General features: G+C 57.3%; 18 protein-coding genes. 15 read left to right on the top strand and 3 right to left on the bottom strand.

The window, feature by feature from the left end:
- The first annotated feature begins 113 nt into the window (after nt 1-113).
- Together fliS and J2X19_RS21125 are read left to right on the top strand one after the other, a co-directional pair.
- Nucleotides 114-524 (top strand): flagellar export chaperone FliS, encoded by a 411-nt coding sequence (gene fliS, locus J2X19_RS21130; protein WP_116607006.1) that lies wholly within the window; start codon nt 114-116, stop codon nt 522-524.
- A 27-nt stretch (nt 525-551) separates the two neighbouring features.
- Nucleotides 552-851: a flagellar protein FliT gene (locus J2X19_RS21125; protein WP_092762567.1), complete on the top strand. Its 300-nt coding sequence runs from the start codon at nt 552-554 to the stop codon at nt 849-851.
- Nucleotides 852-897: 46 nt separating this feature from the next.
- Here the strand turns inward: J2X19_RS21125 and fliE are convergent, their stop codons facing one another.
- Nucleotides 898-1215: a flagellar hook-basal body complex protein FliE gene (fliE, locus tag J2X19_RS21120; RefSeq protein WP_116606950.1), complete on the bottom strand. Its 318-nt coding sequence runs from the start codon at nt 1213-1215 to the stop codon at nt 898-900.
- Nucleotides 1216-1391: 176 nt separating this feature from the next.
- On the opposite strand from fliE, the gene fliF reads away from it, so the two are divergent.
- The 13 genes from fliF (at nt 1392) to fliR (ending at nt 12309) form a co-directional block, all read left to right on the top strand.
- Nucleotides 1392-3122 carry a flagellar basal-body MS-ring/collar protein FliF gene (gene fliF, locus J2X19_RS21115; RefSeq protein WP_310376270.1) on the top strand — a complete coding sequence of 577 codons (1731 nt, stop codon included), beginning with the start codon at nt 1392-1394 and terminating at the stop codon, nt 3120-3122.
- Nucleotides 3123-3146: 24 nt separating this feature from the next.
- Nucleotides 3147-4142, top strand: a complete 996-nt coding sequence (fliG, locus tag J2X19_RS21110; RefSeq protein WP_116606951.1) for a flagellar motor switch protein FliG — start codon at nt 3147-3149, stop codon at nt 4140-4142.
- Nucleotides 4126-4833 carry a FliH/SctL family protein gene (locus J2X19_RS21105; RefSeq protein WP_310376266.1) on the top strand — a complete coding sequence of 236 codons (708 nt, stop codon included), beginning with the start codon at nt 4126-4128 and terminating at the stop codon, nt 4831-4833. Before fliG ends, J2X19_RS21105 begins: the two co-directional genes overlap by 17 nt.
- Nucleotides 4834-4858: 25 nt before the next feature.
- The gene (gene fliI / locus J2X19_RS21100) at nt 4859-6235 is read left to right on the top strand and encodes a flagellar protein export ATPase FliI (RefSeq protein WP_405048727.1); all 1377 of its coding nucleotides are present in this window, start codon (nt 4859-4861) and stop codon (nt 6233-6235) included.
- Nucleotides 6236-6263: 28 nt separating this feature from the next.
- Entirely contained in the window at nt 6264-6731 is a 468-nt protein-coding gene (gene fliJ, locus J2X19_RS21095; protein ID WP_116606954.1) for a flagellar export protein FliJ, read from the top strand.
- Nucleotides 6728-7972, top strand: a complete 1245-nt coding sequence (gene fliK, locus J2X19_RS21090) for a flagellar hook-length control protein FliK (RefSeq protein ID WP_310376262.1) — start codon at nt 6728-6730, stop codon at nt 7970-7972. The genes fliJ and fliK overlap by 4 nt, the downstream gene beginning before the upstream one ends.
- Nucleotides 7973-8199: 227 nt before the next feature.
- Nucleotides 8200-8727, top strand: a complete 528-nt coding sequence (locus tag J2X19_RS21085; RefSeq protein ID WP_116606956.1) for a flagellar basal body-associated FliL family protein — start codon at nt 8200-8202, stop codon at nt 8725-8727.
- Between the two features lie 22 nt (nt 8728-8749).
- Nucleotides 8750-9757 (top strand): flagellar motor switch protein FliM, encoded by a 1008-nt coding sequence (fliM, locus tag J2X19_RS21080; RefSeq protein WP_092762549.1) that lies wholly within the window; start codon nt 8750-8752, stop codon nt 9755-9757.
- Entirely contained in the window at nt 9744-10163 is a 420-nt protein-coding gene (fliN, locus tag J2X19_RS21075) for a flagellar motor switch protein FliN (RefSeq protein ID WP_116606957.1), read from the top strand. The genes fliM and fliN overlap by 14 nt, the downstream gene beginning before the upstream one ends.
- A gap of 6 nt (nt 10164-10169) precedes the next feature.
- Nucleotides 10170-10493: a flagellar biosynthetic protein FliO gene (locus J2X19_RS21070; RefSeq protein ID WP_310376256.1), complete on the top strand. Its 324-nt coding sequence runs from the start codon at nt 10170-10172 to the stop codon at nt 10491-10493.
- The gene (fliP, locus tag J2X19_RS21065) at nt 10486-11235 is read left to right on the top strand and encodes a flagellar type III secretion system pore protein FliP (RefSeq protein WP_310376254.1); all 750 of its coding nucleotides are present in this window, start codon (nt 10486-10488) and stop codon (nt 11233-11235) included. Before J2X19_RS21070 ends, fliP begins: the two co-directional genes overlap by 8 nt.
- 19 nt (nt 11236-11254) lie before the next feature.
- A complete protein-coding gene (fliQ, locus tag J2X19_RS21060) occupies nt 11255-11524 on the top strand; it encodes a flagellar biosynthesis protein FliQ (RefSeq protein ID WP_092762542.1) in 270 nt (89 codons plus the stop codon).
- Nucleotides 11525-11538: 14 nt separating this feature from the next.
- Nucleotides 11539-12309 carry a flagellar biosynthetic protein FliR gene (gene fliR, locus J2X19_RS21055; RefSeq protein WP_310376252.1) on the top strand — a complete coding sequence of 257 codons (771 nt, stop codon included), beginning with the start codon at nt 11539-11541 and terminating at the stop codon, nt 12307-12309.
- 24 nt (nt 12310-12333) lie between these two features.
- On the opposite strand, the gene J2X19_RS21050 is transcribed toward fliR, so the two are convergent.
- Nucleotides 12334-12963, bottom strand: a complete 630-nt coding sequence (locus J2X19_RS21050; RefSeq protein WP_310376250.1) for a response regulator — start codon at nt 12961-12963, stop codon at nt 12334-12336.
- Complete coding sequence (locus J2X19_RS21045; protein WP_310376248.1) at nt 12960-14072, bottom strand: hybrid sensor histidine kinase/response regulator; 1113 nt, start codon at nt 14070-14072, stop codon at nt 12960-12962. Before J2X19_RS21045 ends, J2X19_RS21050 begins: the two co-directional genes overlap by 4 nt.
- Nucleotides 14073-14143: the final 71 nt, after the last annotated feature.

The raw sequence follows: 14143 nt of genomic DNA, 5'->3' as shown, positions 1-14143 counted from the left end.
TGCTCGCTGTTGTGTACCCAGGGATCTGAATTTTTCCAAATGCCAATTTTTGATTTGAGTTTCTATGGGCCATGCCGATAACTAAAGTATCAAGTCCAATGGAATCCACGACCATGTTTACTCCAGTTAGCGCCCGAGCTGCATCTGCTTACAAGCGAGTCGGCGCTCAAACCAGTGTAGAGGGAGCCAGTCCGCACCAAGTGGTTTGCCTGTTGTTTGAAGCTTTGATGCAATCTCTGTATTCCGCCCGTGGTTGTATCGACCGCGGCGACCTGGAAGGCAAGGGTAATGCCTTGTCCAAGGCAGTGCGCATTCTGGACGAGGGTCTGAAGTTGTCGCTGGATATCGAATCTGGTGGTGATCTGGCGCTCAACCTGCGTGGTGTATACAACTACAGCATCTTGCAACTGACGACGGCCAATCTCAAAAATGATGCGGCTTTGGTTGACGAGGTCGTGCAATTGATTGCCCCTGTGTTTGATGCCTGGAAAAGCATCGCTGTGTCTCCTGTCGCAAAAATCTAAATTCACCTATCGTGCCGGACCCAGACTATGTCGCAAATTCTGATTGACTATTACAAAGCCATTGAAGACAGCAGCCACAAGATGCTGCAGGCTGCCCAGCATGAGAACTGGGACGAGGTCGTGCGCTATGAGGGGGCTTGTGCGGTGTTGATCGAGCAACTGCGCCACCAGTCGTTGGCGGAGCAGCTGACTCCTGAGCACAAAACAGAAAAGGCCCGCATCATGCAACGTATTTTGCGCAACGACGCGCAAATCCGTTGTTTGACCGAGCCCTGGATTCAGCAGTTTGAACAGATTCTGGAGCGCCGCCCCCAACTGCTGCATTGAGGGGCGGGAGGGCGCTCCCGCCAGGGAGAGCCCAGTCAAGCAGGTGTTAGACCTGCATATTCATGATGTCGCTGTACGCCTGCACCATGCGGTTGCGTACATGCAACGTGGCCTGAAAGCCGATTTGCGCTTTCTGGATCGCCACCATCGTTTCTTCCAAGCTGACGTTCGGGTTTTCCATCTGCACTTCTTTTTGCAGCTGGGTTGCATTGTTCTGCGCGGCGCTGACCTCTGTGAGTGCGCCTTTTAGCGCGCCTGCAAAGCCGGCACTTTTGGTGTCTTGTGTGGCTGCCGGGCTGATGCGTGAGGTGGCCCCGGTACGGCTGGGCAGGCTGGGCGAAATGGGTGACAAGCGGAGATCCATGGCGGTTCCTCCTGGTGATGGATGCAATGCCTGGATCGTAGCGACACCGACGCTGTAGCATTGCGGGGAAATGGTTGCCAAATCCCCAGCTTATTGGGTCGATGGTTTGGCGGCCAGCCCGAATAATCTCCATTGTCCGTGGAGCAAGCTCGCGCCATACCGATCCGGAAAGCATGATGTCTGCAGTTGCCGAAATACCCGTTAGTTCACCGTTGACGCAAAGGCTGGCCAATTTGGACCGCCCGCAGCGCATGCGCTTGGGTGCGGGTATTGCCTTGCTGGTGGTGGTGGTGATTGCCGCTCTGGTGCTGGGGCGGCAACCCGAATACAAGGTGCTGTACGCCAATCTGGCGGACAAAGATGGCGGCGCCATCGTGGCGCAGCTGTCGCAAATGAATGTTCCCTATAAGTACACTGAGGGTGGCGGGGCCATCCTGGTGCCCACCGACCGGGTACACGACACCCGCTTGCGGCTGGCGTCGCTGGGTTTGCCCAAGGGCTCGGTTTCCGGATTCGAGCTGATGGAAGCCAACCGCTTTGGTATGACGCAGTTCCAGGAGCGCCTGGCGTTTCAGCGCGGGCTCGAGGGGGAACTGACCCGTTCGATACAGGCGTTGTCCTCGGTCTCCAGTGCCCGTGTGCACTTGGCGTTGCCCAACCAGAACGGGTTTTTCAGAGAACAGCAAAAGCCTTCGGCATCCATTCTGGTGAGTTTGCACCCCGGTCAGTCGTTGGACCGTACCCAGTTGGCGGGCATCGTGCATCTGGTGGCTTCCAGCGTGCCAGAGATGCAGCCCAGCGCCGTGAGTGTGCTGGACGACACAGGCAAGCTGTTGTCGCAGTCGCCCGATAGCACCACCGGTGGTGCCGATGCAGAGCAGTTGCAGTATGTGCAGCGCATAGAACAGCAATACAGCCGCCGTATTTTGGACATGCTGGAGCCCATTGTGGGGCGGCAGAATGTGAAGGCCCAGGTGACTGCGGAAGTTGATTTTTCGCAGACCGAGTCGACTGCCGAGATGCACAAGCCCAATCTGGCCAGTGACGCAAGCGCGGTGCGGAGCCAGCAAGTGGTGGAAAGCAGCGGCAACGCGGCCAACGCGGGTCCGAGCGGTGTTCCTGGTGCAACCTCCAACCAGCCGCCAGCGTCGGCAGCGGCACCCATCAATGGGGCGGCCGTGCCTTTGACGGCCGGGGGGGGCAATGCAGCGGCAGGTGCCAATGGCGGCACCATGAAACGAGAGTCTGTTACCAATTACGAGGTGGACAAGACGGTGCGGGTGGTGCGGGGGGGCTCCGGTGCCATCAAGCGCTTGAGCGCCGCCGTGGTCGTGAACCACGCCACCACCGAAGATGACAAGGGTAAACCCGTCACCAAGGCTCTGAGCGAGCAGCAAATCGAACAGATGACTGCCCTGGTGCGGGAGTCGATTGGCTTCAACAAAGACCGCGGCGACTCTGTGAACCTGATGAACGCACCGTTTATGGTGCAAGCCCCGGTGGTGGACGACACACCTCTCTGGAAGCAACCGCAGACGCTGGAGATGGCGCGCAGCCTGGCTTGGCCTGTGGGCACGCTGTTGCTGGCGGCCCTGGTTATTCTGGGCTTGGTACGCCCTGGTTTGAAGGCTATGGCGACTCCCAAGGCCGCCCCTTCAGGTGGTCCCGTGGGTGGTGGCTTCGGGCCCGATGGTTCGCCGGCGATGGGCTCTCTGGGCGGGCCATTGGATGCCTTGGTTGCCAACGATACGCAGCGGCCGACGACATTTAACGAGGATGGTGTGCAGGTACTGGCCCCCACCGAGCACCAGCTGCGGCTGGAGGATGCGCGAGAACTGGCCCGAACCAACTCTACGGCAGTCGCCAATATCGTGAAAAACTGGATTAACGGAGAGTCCGCAGGCTGAGAGGCCGGCGCATGAAAGAGCACCATGGATGAACAAGGTCTCACCGACGCCGCCATTTTCCTGATGTCTCTGGGCGAAGAAGAGGCGGCCGAGGTTTTTAAGCATCTGTCGCCGAAAGAAGTACAAAAGCTGGGCGAAACGATTGCCAAGACCAAGGTTGTGACACGGGAAAAGGTCGACCAGGTGTTGGTGCGGTTTACCAGCGCAGCCGCAGCCCAAAGCCTGCTGGTCACCGATACCGCCGACTATGTCAAGGCGGTGCTGCGGCGCGCGCTGGGCGACGATAAGGCTTCACTGCTGATTGACCGCATTTTGCTGGGCGGGGATGTATCCGGGATTGAAAGCCTGAAGTGGATGGACCCGCTGTCTGTCGCCGAGCTGCTGCGCAATGAGCACCCCCAAATCGTTGCAGCTATCCTGGTACATCTGGACTACGAGCAGGCGGCGGCAGTGCTGAAGCAATTGACTGAACGCCAGCGTAACGAGGTGCTGTTGCGGGTGGCCACCTTGGAGGGTATCCAGCCTACTGCGCTGAAGGATTTGAACGAGGTTTTGTTTAAGGTCCTGGCGGGCGGCGACAAGATCCGCAAGACCTCCCTGGGTGGCGTCAAGGCGGCGGCCGAAATCATCAATTTGCTGGGTGCCAATATCGAAGGCACGGTCATCGAGTCGATCAAAGGCTTTGACTCGGATCTGGCGCAGAAGATTGTCGACAAGATGTTTGTCTTTGATGACGTCATCAAGCTGGACAACAAGTCCATCCAACTGGTGCTGAAAGAAGTGGCATCGGAGACCTTGATCGTGGCCTTGAAGGGCGCGGGGCCAGAGTTGAAAGAGAAAATCTTGGCCAATATGTCGTCTCGCGCGGCAGAAACGATGCGCGAAGATCTGGAATCCCGTGGCCCAATGCGCTTGTCAGAAGTCGAGGCTCAGCAGAAGGAAGTGCTCAAAATTGTGCGTCGCTTAGTGGACGAAGGACAGGTTGTATTGGGAACGGGTGGCGATGACAGCTTCGTCTAAAGCCCGGACCCACTCCCGCTTCATTCGCAGTGAAGAACTGGGGGTTGTATCGGAGTGGCAGTTTGGTTCCGTAGGCCCTCCGGCCTTGGTGGTGGAGCAGCTTCCGGAGCCAGAACCAGAGCCGGAAGAGCCCGAGCAGGTCCGGCTGGATCGGGCCTGGGAAGATGGCCATGCAGCCGGGTATGCGCAGGGCCATACCGAGGCGATGAACGAGGGAAACCAGCGTTTGGACGCGTTCGTGCAGGGGCAGGGCGTGGAGACGGCGCGTGCGCTGGCACAAATATTGTCTGGCATGCAGGAGCGATTGACCCAAGCGGAACAAGATATTGCGCAGCAGGTACTGGCGCTTGCATGCAGTTTGGCGCGCCAAGTGGTACGGCGTGAGCTTGCCATCGACAAGACCGCCTTGGAGCCCGTGATTCGAGAGGCGCTCGGTATGCTGGTCATGGATGGCAAGCGGGCAATTGTCAAATTGCATCCCTTGGACCTGGAGGTGCTGCGCGAACCATTGCAAGAAGCGTTTCCTTCTCCGACATTGACCTGGCTGGCCGATGATGCGGTTGAGCGCGGTGGCTGTTTTGTGGAGTCTGGCGGCACGGTCATCGACGGCACCTTGTCTAAGCGTTGGGAGCGTGCGGTCGCCAATTTGGGGCTGACATCGGCCTGGACGGATGTTGACGATGGAGCCTGAAGGCCTGCCCCTTTGGTCACGCTTTATGGCGGATGCGCAGCAGCGCGTCGATAGTGGAAGCCCCTTGGAGGTGCGAGGCACGTTGACCCGTTTGGCCGGCCTGGTGTTGGAGGCAGTTGGTATCCGTACTCCAGTGGGGTCGCAATGCAACGTTTCCATGGAGGGTGGCCCCTCCGTCTTGGTGGAGGTGGTGGGGTTTTCGAACGACCGTGCTTACCTGATGCCCGCTGGCGATGTGCATGGCCTGCGCAGCGGAGCCAGCGTGGTGCCTGCAGCGCCTTACATCGCGGTACCTCGGTTGGGGGATGCGCCGCGCGACAAAGTCGCGACGGCAGGTGTGCTGCGTTTGCCACTGGGAGATGGCTTGCTAGGGCGGGTGGTGGATGCCCAAGGCGTACCCTTGGACCATGGCGGTCCGATGCAAGATGTGATGGCCGTGCCTTTGGATCGCCAGCCGATTAATGCTATGGATCGCGATCCGGTGCGTGAACCGCTCGATACCGGGGTGCGTGCGATCAATGCCATGTTGACGGTGGGCCGGGGGCAGCGTATTGGTTTGTTTGCTGGCTCTGGGGTGGGCAAGAGCGTGTTGCTGGGCATGATGGCCCGCTATACCAAGGCGGATGTGATCGTGGTCGGCCTGATCGGCGAGCGGGGTCGGGAAGTCAAAGAGTTTGTTGAAGATATTTTGGGCGAAGACGGGCGCGCCCGTTCCGTGGTCGTGGCTGCACCGGCCGATGCACCGCCACTGCTGCGCTTGCAAGGCGCTGCCTATGCGACGGCTGTGGCTGAGTATTTCCGGGACAAGGGCCAGCATGTCTTGTTGCTGATGGATTCGTTGACCCGGTTTGCCATGGCGCAACGTGAAATTGCTTTGGCCATTGGCGAACCTCCGGCTACCAAGGGCTATCCACCTTCGTGCTTTGCCAAGTTGCCGCAGTTGGTGGAGCGCAGTGGAAATGGGTTGAACGGTGTAGGATCAATTACCGCCTTCTATACCGTGCTGTCGGAGGGGGATGACCAGCAAGACCCGATTGCCGATGCGGCCCGGGCGATTCTGGACGGGCATATTGTGTTGTCGCGCTCCCTGGCCGAGGCCGGGCATTTCCCGGCAATCGATATAGAGCAATCGGCATCGCGGGTGATGCATAACGTGGTGTCGCCGGCACACTTCGAGATTGCTCGAAAGTTCCGGGTGATCAATTCGCGCTACCAGAAGGGCCGTGATCTGGTGCAAATCGGGGCTTACGCGAGCGGCTCGGACCCTGGGCTGGACGAAGCCATTCGCCTGAATGGTGGCATGACCGACTTCTTGCAGCAGGGCATGTATGTATCCGCCTCTCTGCAGCAGAGCTTGACCGACATGGAGCGGAGCATCACCAAAGCTCCTGGTAGCCGATGAGCTCGCAAAAGCGTAAATTGGGGCCACTATGACGCTTCTCAAAACATTGGCGGTGGCGATTGATGTGGCGCATCTCAAGCGCGATGAGGCAAGCCGTGCATTAGGGCAGGCGCAGCAGAAGTACCTGGGAGCGAAGAACCAGTTGGAGCAGCTGGAAACCTACGCCACCGAAACTGAGGACCGCTGGATGGTGCAGGCGCAGAACTGTGCATTGCCGGAGATGATGCGCCACCATTACCAATTTATGGAGCGTTTGGCGCAGGCGATTCAGATGCAGCAGGGCATTTTGGCCGACCAGGCCCGATGGGTTGACGTTGCAAAGAAGCAATTGGCGGATGCAGAGATACGGGTCGCTACATTGAAGCAAGTATGCCGAAACAAGCAGCTGGAGGCGGACCGCCTGCAGAGTCGCCGTGAACAAAAGCAAATCGATGAGTTTGCGGCGTTACGGTTTGGAAAATCAATAGACCAGCAATTTGGTGAGGGGGTGTCATGAGTATCGAAAGTGTTCCTGTTGCGCTGGTGCCAAAGGCTGGTGAGATCCAGCAAGGCGGAGCGAGGTCCAAAGCCGATGGCGCAAACGGCGACAAGGAACCGGATGCGTTTTCCAACTTGCTGAATGGGCTGGATAAAGAGCCGGAGGCCTCTCCGGAAAAAGTCGTAGAAGCCTCTGCAGACGAGGATTCCGAGGCCAAAGGGCTGGCACGCAAGAAATCAGCAGGTGCCAGCAAGCCGGCAAAAGATACAGTGGTGCCAGACGCTATTTGGCTTGCTCCAGCTGTGCCGGTGGCGACGCCGGCCACATTGCCGCAAGCCGGAGCGGAGCAGTCGGAGGCGTCAAATCTGGTCGGTGAGCTTGGCACGATGGCCTCGGGTGTGGCTGATGCAGGTAAGGGGGGGGCGCAATTGACGGCATCGGACCGCCAGGCTCAGTCGGCCAATTTGGCGAACTACGCCTCGGTTTTTGAGCAAATTCAAAGTCGCCTGGCTGCCGGCAGTACAGCGGCAGCAGATGCCGGGCAGGCAACAGCCGGTCTGGCGGAGGCCGGTAAAAAAGGGGCTGCCAAACCTGTGCTGGGTACCGCGGTCGCGGATGTCCGTGCGGATCGCCTGGCCAGCTTGGCGGAGGGCGGTAAGTGGGTGATGCCGGTGACGGAACCCTCGGCAACCCAGCTGGCATCAGATGCCGCCGCCGCACTGAAGGCTACCGCTCTAGAGACCAAGGATGTTTCGGCGGTAAAGGGGGAGCGGGGCCATGAAGGCGGCATAGGGCAGCATCAATTTACCCCCACGGTTCAATTCGACAGCACTGCCGTGGCGGTGGATGCCGCCCAGATAGCTCCTGAAGCAGCCATTGCGGACCAGGTCAACTATTGGATATCCCAGGGCATCCAGAATGCGGAGTTGACGTTCGATGGCGCGGGTGCGGAGCCTGTGCAGGTGAGCATTTCCCTGTCTGGCAATGAGGCCCATGTCGAGTTCCGTACGGACCAAGTGGAAACCCGGGAGCTGTTGACCGGAGCTGCGGCCCATCTCAAGGATTTGCTGCAGCAAGAGGGCATGGTGCTTTCCGGTCTCTCCGTGGGCTCCTCTGGGGCTGGTGGTGCCGGGGCCCGTGAGCGCCGTGCGCCTTCCGAAGATAGGCAGAATGCTGCGCGCAATGTATCGGAGGAGCTGGCGGTTCGGGCGGTGGTGCCTGCACGTACTTCTGGTCGTGCGGTTGATTTGTTTGTATAGCTGGGTGCGCCAGGAGTCCGTGCTCTTATTGTTCTGAGTGGTGTGAATACGGCGGTTTTGTACCGCTTATCTGGCTGCCAGTAAACTTGTTTGGATAAATAATGCATCCATACATGTTGAGTTGATGGCGAACGTGGGCCGTGAAAAGCCCCACCCCGGAAGGAATTATTGTGTCTGCACCTGCTGCCGCTGAAGCGTCCGCGCCCCCTAAGGCCAAGGGCAAAAAAATGATCGTCATCATCGTGGCGGTCATTTTGTTATTGGTGCTTGCGGGTGGTGGGTGGTTTGTCTTTTTGCGCGCTCCTGCCTCTGAGGATGGCGAGGATGCTGCTCCTGCGGCCCATGCTGAAGCCAAGCACATGGTGCCTCCCGTATTTCTTCCCATGGACAATATGGTCGTGAACTTGGCCGATCCGGGTGGGGAGAAGTTTGTACAGATTGGTATCACCATTGGCGTGGTGGATCAAAAGACTTCAGATGCCGTCAAGGCGAATTTGCCTACTATCCGCAGCGGTGTTTTGCTATTGATTTCGCAGCACACGTCGGACGAGCTACTAACTAAAGAAGGCAAAGAGAAGCTGGCGCGCGATATTTTGCGCGAGGTGTCTACTCCCCTGGGTTACGAGGTGGAAGAGCACGAAGAAGAGCCTGCCGCAGATGCCGCACCCAAGAAGAAGAGCGCGGCCAAGAAGAAATCCGCTGCAGCGGCCAATCCGGTGCTGAGCATTCTGTTCTCCAGTTTCATCATCCAATGATGGGCCACCATGGAGTCGCTTCATGAGTGAATCATTCTTATCGCAAGAAGAAGTTGATGCCCTGCTGGAGGGCGTCACCGGTGAAAGCCAAAAAGCGGCAGAGGAAGTTTTCGAGGCGGGTGAAATCCGCAACTACGATATCTCCAGCCAGGAGCGTATTGTCCGGGGCCGCATGCCGACCATGGAGGTCGTCAACGAGCGGTTTGCCCGTAATTTCCGCATTGGCCTTTTTAACTTCATTCGCAGAAGCCCTGAAATTTCCGTAGGGACGGTTTCGGTGCAGCGCTACAGCGCGTTCTTGCGAGAACTAGCGGTTCCCACCAATTTCAACATCATGGCGATCCGCCCCTTGCGCGGCAGTGGCTTGATCGTTTGTGAGCCCTCTTTGGTGTTTGGGGTGATCGATACCTTGTATGGTGGTGTCGGCAAGTTCCAAACGCGTATCGAAGGGCGAGAGTTTTCCATGACGGAGCAGCGGGTGATCAATCGCCTGGTGGATGTCGTCTGTGCGGAGTACAAAAAAGCCTGGCATGGCATCTACCCCTTGGAGCTGGACTACCAGCGCTCGGAGATGCAGCCCCAGTTTGCCAATATTGCAACGCCGAGCGAGATCGTGGTTTCGACTGTGTTTCAGCTCGAAATTGGCGATATCGCCGGCGCGATCCATATTTGCATGCCGTATTCGACGCTGGAGCCCATCCGGGACGTGTTGTATTCGTCTACGCAGGGTGATTCCGTGGAGGTGGATCGGCGCTGGATCACCTTGCTGAGCCGGGAGATCCAGTCGGCTGAAGTTACGTTGGTAGCCGAACTGGCCCAAGCAGAAGCCACGGTAGAGCAGCTTCTGAGTATGAAGCCTGGCGACTTTATCGAGCTGGAGCGGGAGCCTCGGATTCGGGCTTCTATCGGCGGTGTGCCGATATTTGAGTGCCAGTACGGAACGCACAATTCGAAGTATGCGATTCGTATTGAAGAGTGTTTGCGAGGCAGTGAAAGTAATTCCCCAGGAGATTTAAATGGCAACGGATAACAAGAACGACGAAGCTGAAGATCCGATGGCCGCCTGGGCCGAGGCCTTGGAAGAGCAAAAGGTTTCCGACGCAAAGGTGGAAGATGTCGGGCAGGGTGGTCCTTTGTTTGGCGGAAACGTGCAGGCTAAAGATGGAACCTCCCAAGACATCAATATGGTCTTGGATATCCCTGTCACTTTGTCAGTGGAGTTGGGGCGTACCAAGGTCCCTATCAAGTACATCCTGCAACTGGCGCAAGGTTCGGTGGTCGAACTGGATGCGCTCGCTGGTGAACCCATGGACGTTCTGATCAATGGATACCTGATTGCCCAGGGTGAAGTTGTGGTGGTGAATGACAAGTTCGGCATCCGTTTGACCGACGTGGTGACGCCTTCCGAGCGCTTGAAGCGCTTGAGCAAAGGCTGATCGAGCATGATGAGCCAGACGCTGCTCGTGGTGGTGCTATTCGTCATTGTTTTGGCGATGCTTCCTTTCGCCGTTAAGTGGATACAGCGGCGTACCTTGGGTAGTGCAAATGCAACATTGAATGCTTCGCGCCTGGTGTCTGTTTTAGCGGTAGGTCCGCAACAACGGGTGGTGACGGTCGAGGTGGGGCCTGAGGGTGCGAGGGCTTGGCTGGTGCTAGGTGTTACCGGGCAGGCCATTACCTGCCTGCACACCGCTCAGGTGGCGGGGCAGGCTGTGACTTATGCGGCCGTGGCATCTGCTGTGCAGAGTGGGACGCCGAATGTTTAAGTTACGCTTACGCACCTGGGGGCTTGTATTGGCGGGCCTGATTCACGCGCCTGTATTTGCCCAGGCTGCCGGTACTTTGCCGCTGTTGATTGGTGCCCCGGGTCAAGGTGTTAGTTATTCCGTACCAATCCAGACGCTGCTGTTTTTTACCGCGTTGTCGTTTCTGCCAGCGGTTTTATTGATGATGACGGGTTTTACCCGCATCGTGATCGTGCTGTCGTTGCTGCGCCAAGCTCTGGGAACCCAGTCTGCGCCTCCGAATCAAATTGTTATTGGCTTATCGTTGTTTCTCACTTTCTTTGTGATGGGGCCAACGCTGGACCGCGTGTACACCGACGCTTACGTCCCCTACACGACCAATGCTTTGTCGTTTGAGCAAGCGTTGGAGAAGGGCGAAGCGCCCGTGCGCCAATTCATGCTGAAGCAGACCCGCCAATCGGACTTCGCCTTGTTTGCCAAGTTGGCCAAACTCGATGCAGGTGTTACGGCAGAAACCGCGCCTTTGCGGGTGCTTGTACCTTCGTTTGTGACCAGTGAGCTGAAATCGGCTTTCCAGATTGGCTTCATGATTTTCATCCCCTTCCTGGTGATTGATATTGTTGTCGCCAGTGTGCTGATGTCCTTGGGCATGATGATGCTGTCCCCGGTTTTAGTGGCACTGCCGTTCAAGCTGATGTTGTTCGTCTTGGCGGACGGATGGAATTTGTTGATCGGCTCCTTGGCCGCCAGCTTTGTCCAGTAGCAAAAAATAAGCAGATTGCATGAACTCGCAAATGGTTCTCACCACAGGGCAAGAAGCCATGTGGTTGCTGCTGATGGTGTCGGCCCCGATTTTGGTGACGGTGCTGGTGGTGGGCTTGGTTGTGAGCATCTTCCAGGCCATCACGCAAATCCATGAAGCCACGCTTTCTTTTGTGCCCAAGCTGATTGCGGCCGTACTGGTGTTTGCCATCGCCGGCCCTTGGATGCTGAGTACCTTGGTGGACTACATCCGCCGCACCATCGAATCCATTCCTACCCTGGTGTTGTAGCGCAGGGCTTATCGGTGATCACTTTTACCGAAGCGCAGTTGGCGGGGTGGCTGTCTCCCATCGTCTGGCCATTTTTGCGCGTACTGGCGATGTTCAGTGTCGCGCCAGTGTTCTCGTTAAAGGCCATACCGCAGCGCGCCAAAGTGGCGTTGGCTTTTTTCGTGGCCTTGGCCGCACAGGCAAGTCTGGCTAATCAACCCATGATCAGCCTGAACAGTCCGCAAGCTTTGGCTGCAGTGGTTCAGCAGGTCGGGGTCGGTTTGGCAATCGGCTTCGCGGTACGTTTGGTATTTGCTTCCGTAGAGTTAGCGGGCGAATTGGTTGGTTTGCAAATGGGGCTTAATTTCGCCTCCTTTTTTGATCCGGCGAGCAATGCCCAGGTCAGTGCGGTATCCCGTTTCTTAGGCCACATGTCGATACTGCTGTTTGTGGTGATGAACGGGCACCTGATGGTGCTAATGGCCGTTATCAAGAGTTTTGAGAGCTTCCCAGTCGATGGCAATTTTCTGGTGACCCTGCAGCACATCAAGATGTACACCCTGGGCGCAGACCTGTTTGCCAGTGCTTTATGGATGGCCCTGCCCATGGTGGGTATGCTGTTGTTCGTCAATTTGACGATGGGGGTGATCTCCAGGGTCGCACCGCAGATGAATATTTACGCGATTGGCTTTCCTGTGACGTTAACCATGGGTCTTGTGGGGGTAACCGTCACCCTACCCATGTTGGACCAGCCGACGATGGCATTGATGGAGCGTGCCATCGATTTATTCTCCGCCCGGCGTTAGGGCTGTCTTTATCGGCAATGCTGCTCAGACCAAATTGTTTCGAATAGCGTACACCGTCAGTTCTGCATTGTTCGTCAGTTTCAGTTTTTCCAGTACCCGTGTGCGGTAGACGCTGACTGTTTTCGGGCTCAGCAGCAATTCCTCTGCGATGTCAGACAGGCGTTTGCCCGAGGCAATCTTCAACAGAGTCTGCATTTCCCGCTCCGACAGAGATGCATGAGGGACTTCAAGCACCGGTTTCGATAAGCTTTCCACCAGCATTTGCGCGACTTCGGGCGTCACATACTTGCGTCCCTGCATCACGGTGCGCACTGCCTGCACCAGCTCTTCGGGGTCGCCGGCTTTGTTCAGATAACCCTGTGCGCCTGCCCGTAGGCAGCGAATCGCATATTGGTCCTCTGGGAACATCGACACAATCAGTACCTTGATGGGCGAGTCCGCTTCCCGCAGGCTCGCGAGTACTTCCATGCCGCCCCGCCCGGGCATACTCAAATCCAATACCAGTACATCGCACGCTATGGTACGCAGCAGCTCCCGGACTTCTGCGTAGCCCGATGCTTCGCCGGTGACCTGAATATCTACTGCTTCGGACAAGGTGTCGCGGATACCGCGGCGGACCATGGCATGGTCATCGCATAAAACTACATGGATCATGGGGAATTCCCGTTGGCTGGGTCTGCTGTCTCGGAGGGCAGCGGCACAGACAGAATAATGGATGTGCCGACGCCGCCCCGGTTGCTGATGTCCAGCCAGCCCTGGACGGTTTTGGCTCTTTCGTGCAGGCCTCGCAGGCCAAAAGCCTTAGGTTTGTCCAGTTGGTTTTTTTGTATACCGCGGCCATTGTCGGTAACTTCGAGGGTCAAAACGCCTTCTCCGTCGGTCAGTTCGATGCTGACGGCGCTGCATTCAGCGTGTTTCGATATATTTGTTAAAGCCTCTTGTGCTGTGCGGTAGGCCACCAGCTGAATTGCTTTGTTGGTATGGATTTTTTCATGGGTCGCATGAAACGTGGTGCTGATGCCGGTGCGCTTCTGAAAGCTTTGTGCCAGCCACTGTACCGCGGCACTCAGGCCTTGGTCCAGGATAGGCGGGCGTAAATCCATCATGATGCGCTGGCTGGCGCCCAGCGCATGCTGCAGCATTTCCAGGGCCGAACCAATATGTGCGGCGGTGGGGGCGTCCTTGTGGTGCCGGGCCAGCCAGGCTAGATCGAGTTTGACTGCGGCCAAGGAACCGCCAATATCATCGTGCACTTCCCGGGCAATTGCGGCCCTTTCTTGTTCTATGGAGCTTTGCAGGTGTTCTGCCAGCTCTGCCAAGCGGCGTTCGGAGGCGGCCAGGTCTTTGTCTGCGCGCTCTTTGGCTTGGCGGATCTCTCTTACTTCGATGGCCCGGGCGATGACATGCGCCAGCTTATTGATGTCATCTTTGAGCAGGTAGTCGCTAAACCCCAGTCGAATCGCATCCACGGCCGCCGCCTCACCAATGGCGCCTGAAAGCAACACGAAAGGTGGCTGCTGTTCCTGTTGTTGGAGTGCGTTCCAGGCATCAATGGCCGTGAAGCCCGGCAGGCGGTAGTCGGCCAAGATGAGGTCGAACCGTGTGCTGCGTGTCAGCTGTTCGAAGGCGGGCAGTGATTCGACCCGGTTGACCGTGCAGGCAAGCCCTTGTTTCTTCAAGGCATGCACCACAATTTGGTGGTCGATGACGGAATCCTCCAGGTGCAGTATGTGGATAGGTTGAGTCTCAAACCAGGGTGTCATGCCAACCTCAAATCCATGGAAAAATGAGCCACATAAAAATCAGATACCTATAAGGTGGTGGCCTGTTATAT

The sequence above is a fragment of the Rhodoferax ferrireducens genome (assembly GCF_031458075.1).
Lineage (GTDB): Bacteria > Pseudomonadota > Gammaproteobacteria > Burkholderiales > Burkholderiaceae_C > Rhodoferax_B > Rhodoferax_B ferrireducens_A.
Note: the sequence above shows the minus strand (reverse complement) of the source record. Positions and strands in the feature narration are given on the sequence as shown.

What these genes read in the sequence shown, in the direction of transcription:
- fliI (WP_405048727.1), top strand. Translation starts at nt 4,859, where the DNA reads ATGGCGGATGCGCAGCAGCGCGTCGATAGTGGAAGCCCCTTGGAGGTG.
- fliN (WP_116606957.1), top strand. Translation starts at nt 9,744, where the DNA reads ATGGCAACGGATAACAAGAACGACGAAGCTGAAGATCCGATGGCCGCC.
- fliM (WP_092762549.1), top strand. Translation starts at nt 8,750, where the DNA reads ATGAGTGAATCATTCTTATCGCAAGAAGAAGTTGATGCCCTGCTGGAG.
- J2X19_RS21045 (WP_310376248.1), bottom strand. Translation starts at nt 14,072, where the DNA reads ATGACACCCTGGTTTGAGACTCAACCTATCCACATACTGCACCTGGAG.
- fliG (WP_116606951.1), top strand. Translation starts at nt 3,147, where the DNA reads ATGGATGAACAAGGTCTCACCGACGCCGCCATTTTCCTGATGTCTCTG.
- fliJ (WP_116606954.1), top strand. Translation starts at nt 6,264, where the DNA reads ATGACGCTTCTCAAAACATTGGCGGTGGCGATTGATGTGGCGCATCTC.
- J2X19_RS21050 (WP_310376250.1), bottom strand. Translation starts at nt 12,963, where the DNA reads ATGATCCATGTAGTTTTATGCGATGACCATGCCATGGTCCGCCGCGGT.
- fliQ (WP_092762542.1), top strand. Translation starts at nt 11,255, where the DNA reads ATGAACTCGCAAATGGTTCTCACCACAGGGCAAGAAGCCATGTGGTTG.
- J2X19_RS21105 (WP_310376266.1), top strand. Translation starts at nt 4,126, where the DNA reads ATGACAGCTTCGTCTAAAGCCCGGACCCACTCCCGCTTCATTCGCAGT.
- J2X19_RS21125 (WP_092762567.1), top strand. Translation starts at nt 552, where the DNA reads ATGTCGCAAATTCTGATTGACTATTACAAAGCCATTGAAGACAGCAGC.
- fliK (WP_310376262.1), top strand. Translation starts at nt 6,728, where the DNA reads ATGAGTATCGAAAGTGTTCCTGTTGCGCTGGTGCCAAAGGCTGGTGAG.
- J2X19_RS21070 (WP_310376256.1), top strand. Translation starts at nt 10,170, where the DNA reads ATGATGAGCCAGACGCTGCTCGTGGTGGTGCTATTCGTCATTGTTTTG.
- fliP (WP_310376254.1), top strand. Translation starts at nt 10,486, where the DNA reads ATGTTTAAGTTACGCTTACGCACCTGGGGGCTTGTATTGGCGGGCCTG.
- fliE (WP_116606950.1), bottom strand. Translation starts at nt 1,215, where the DNA reads ATGGATCTCCGCTTGTCACCCATTTCGCCCAGCCTGCCCAGCCGTACC.
- fliF (WP_310376270.1), top strand. Translation starts at nt 1,392, where the DNA reads ATGTCTGCAGTTGCCGAAATACCCGTTAGTTCACCGTTGACGCAAAGG.
- fliS (WP_116607006.1), top strand. Translation starts at nt 114, where the DNA reads ATGTTTACTCCAGTTAGCGCCCGAGCTGCATCTGCTTACAAGCGAGTC.
- J2X19_RS21085 (WP_116606956.1), top strand. Translation starts at nt 8,200, where the DNA reads ATGATCGTCATCATCGTGGCGGTCATTTTGTTATTGGTGCTTGCGGGT.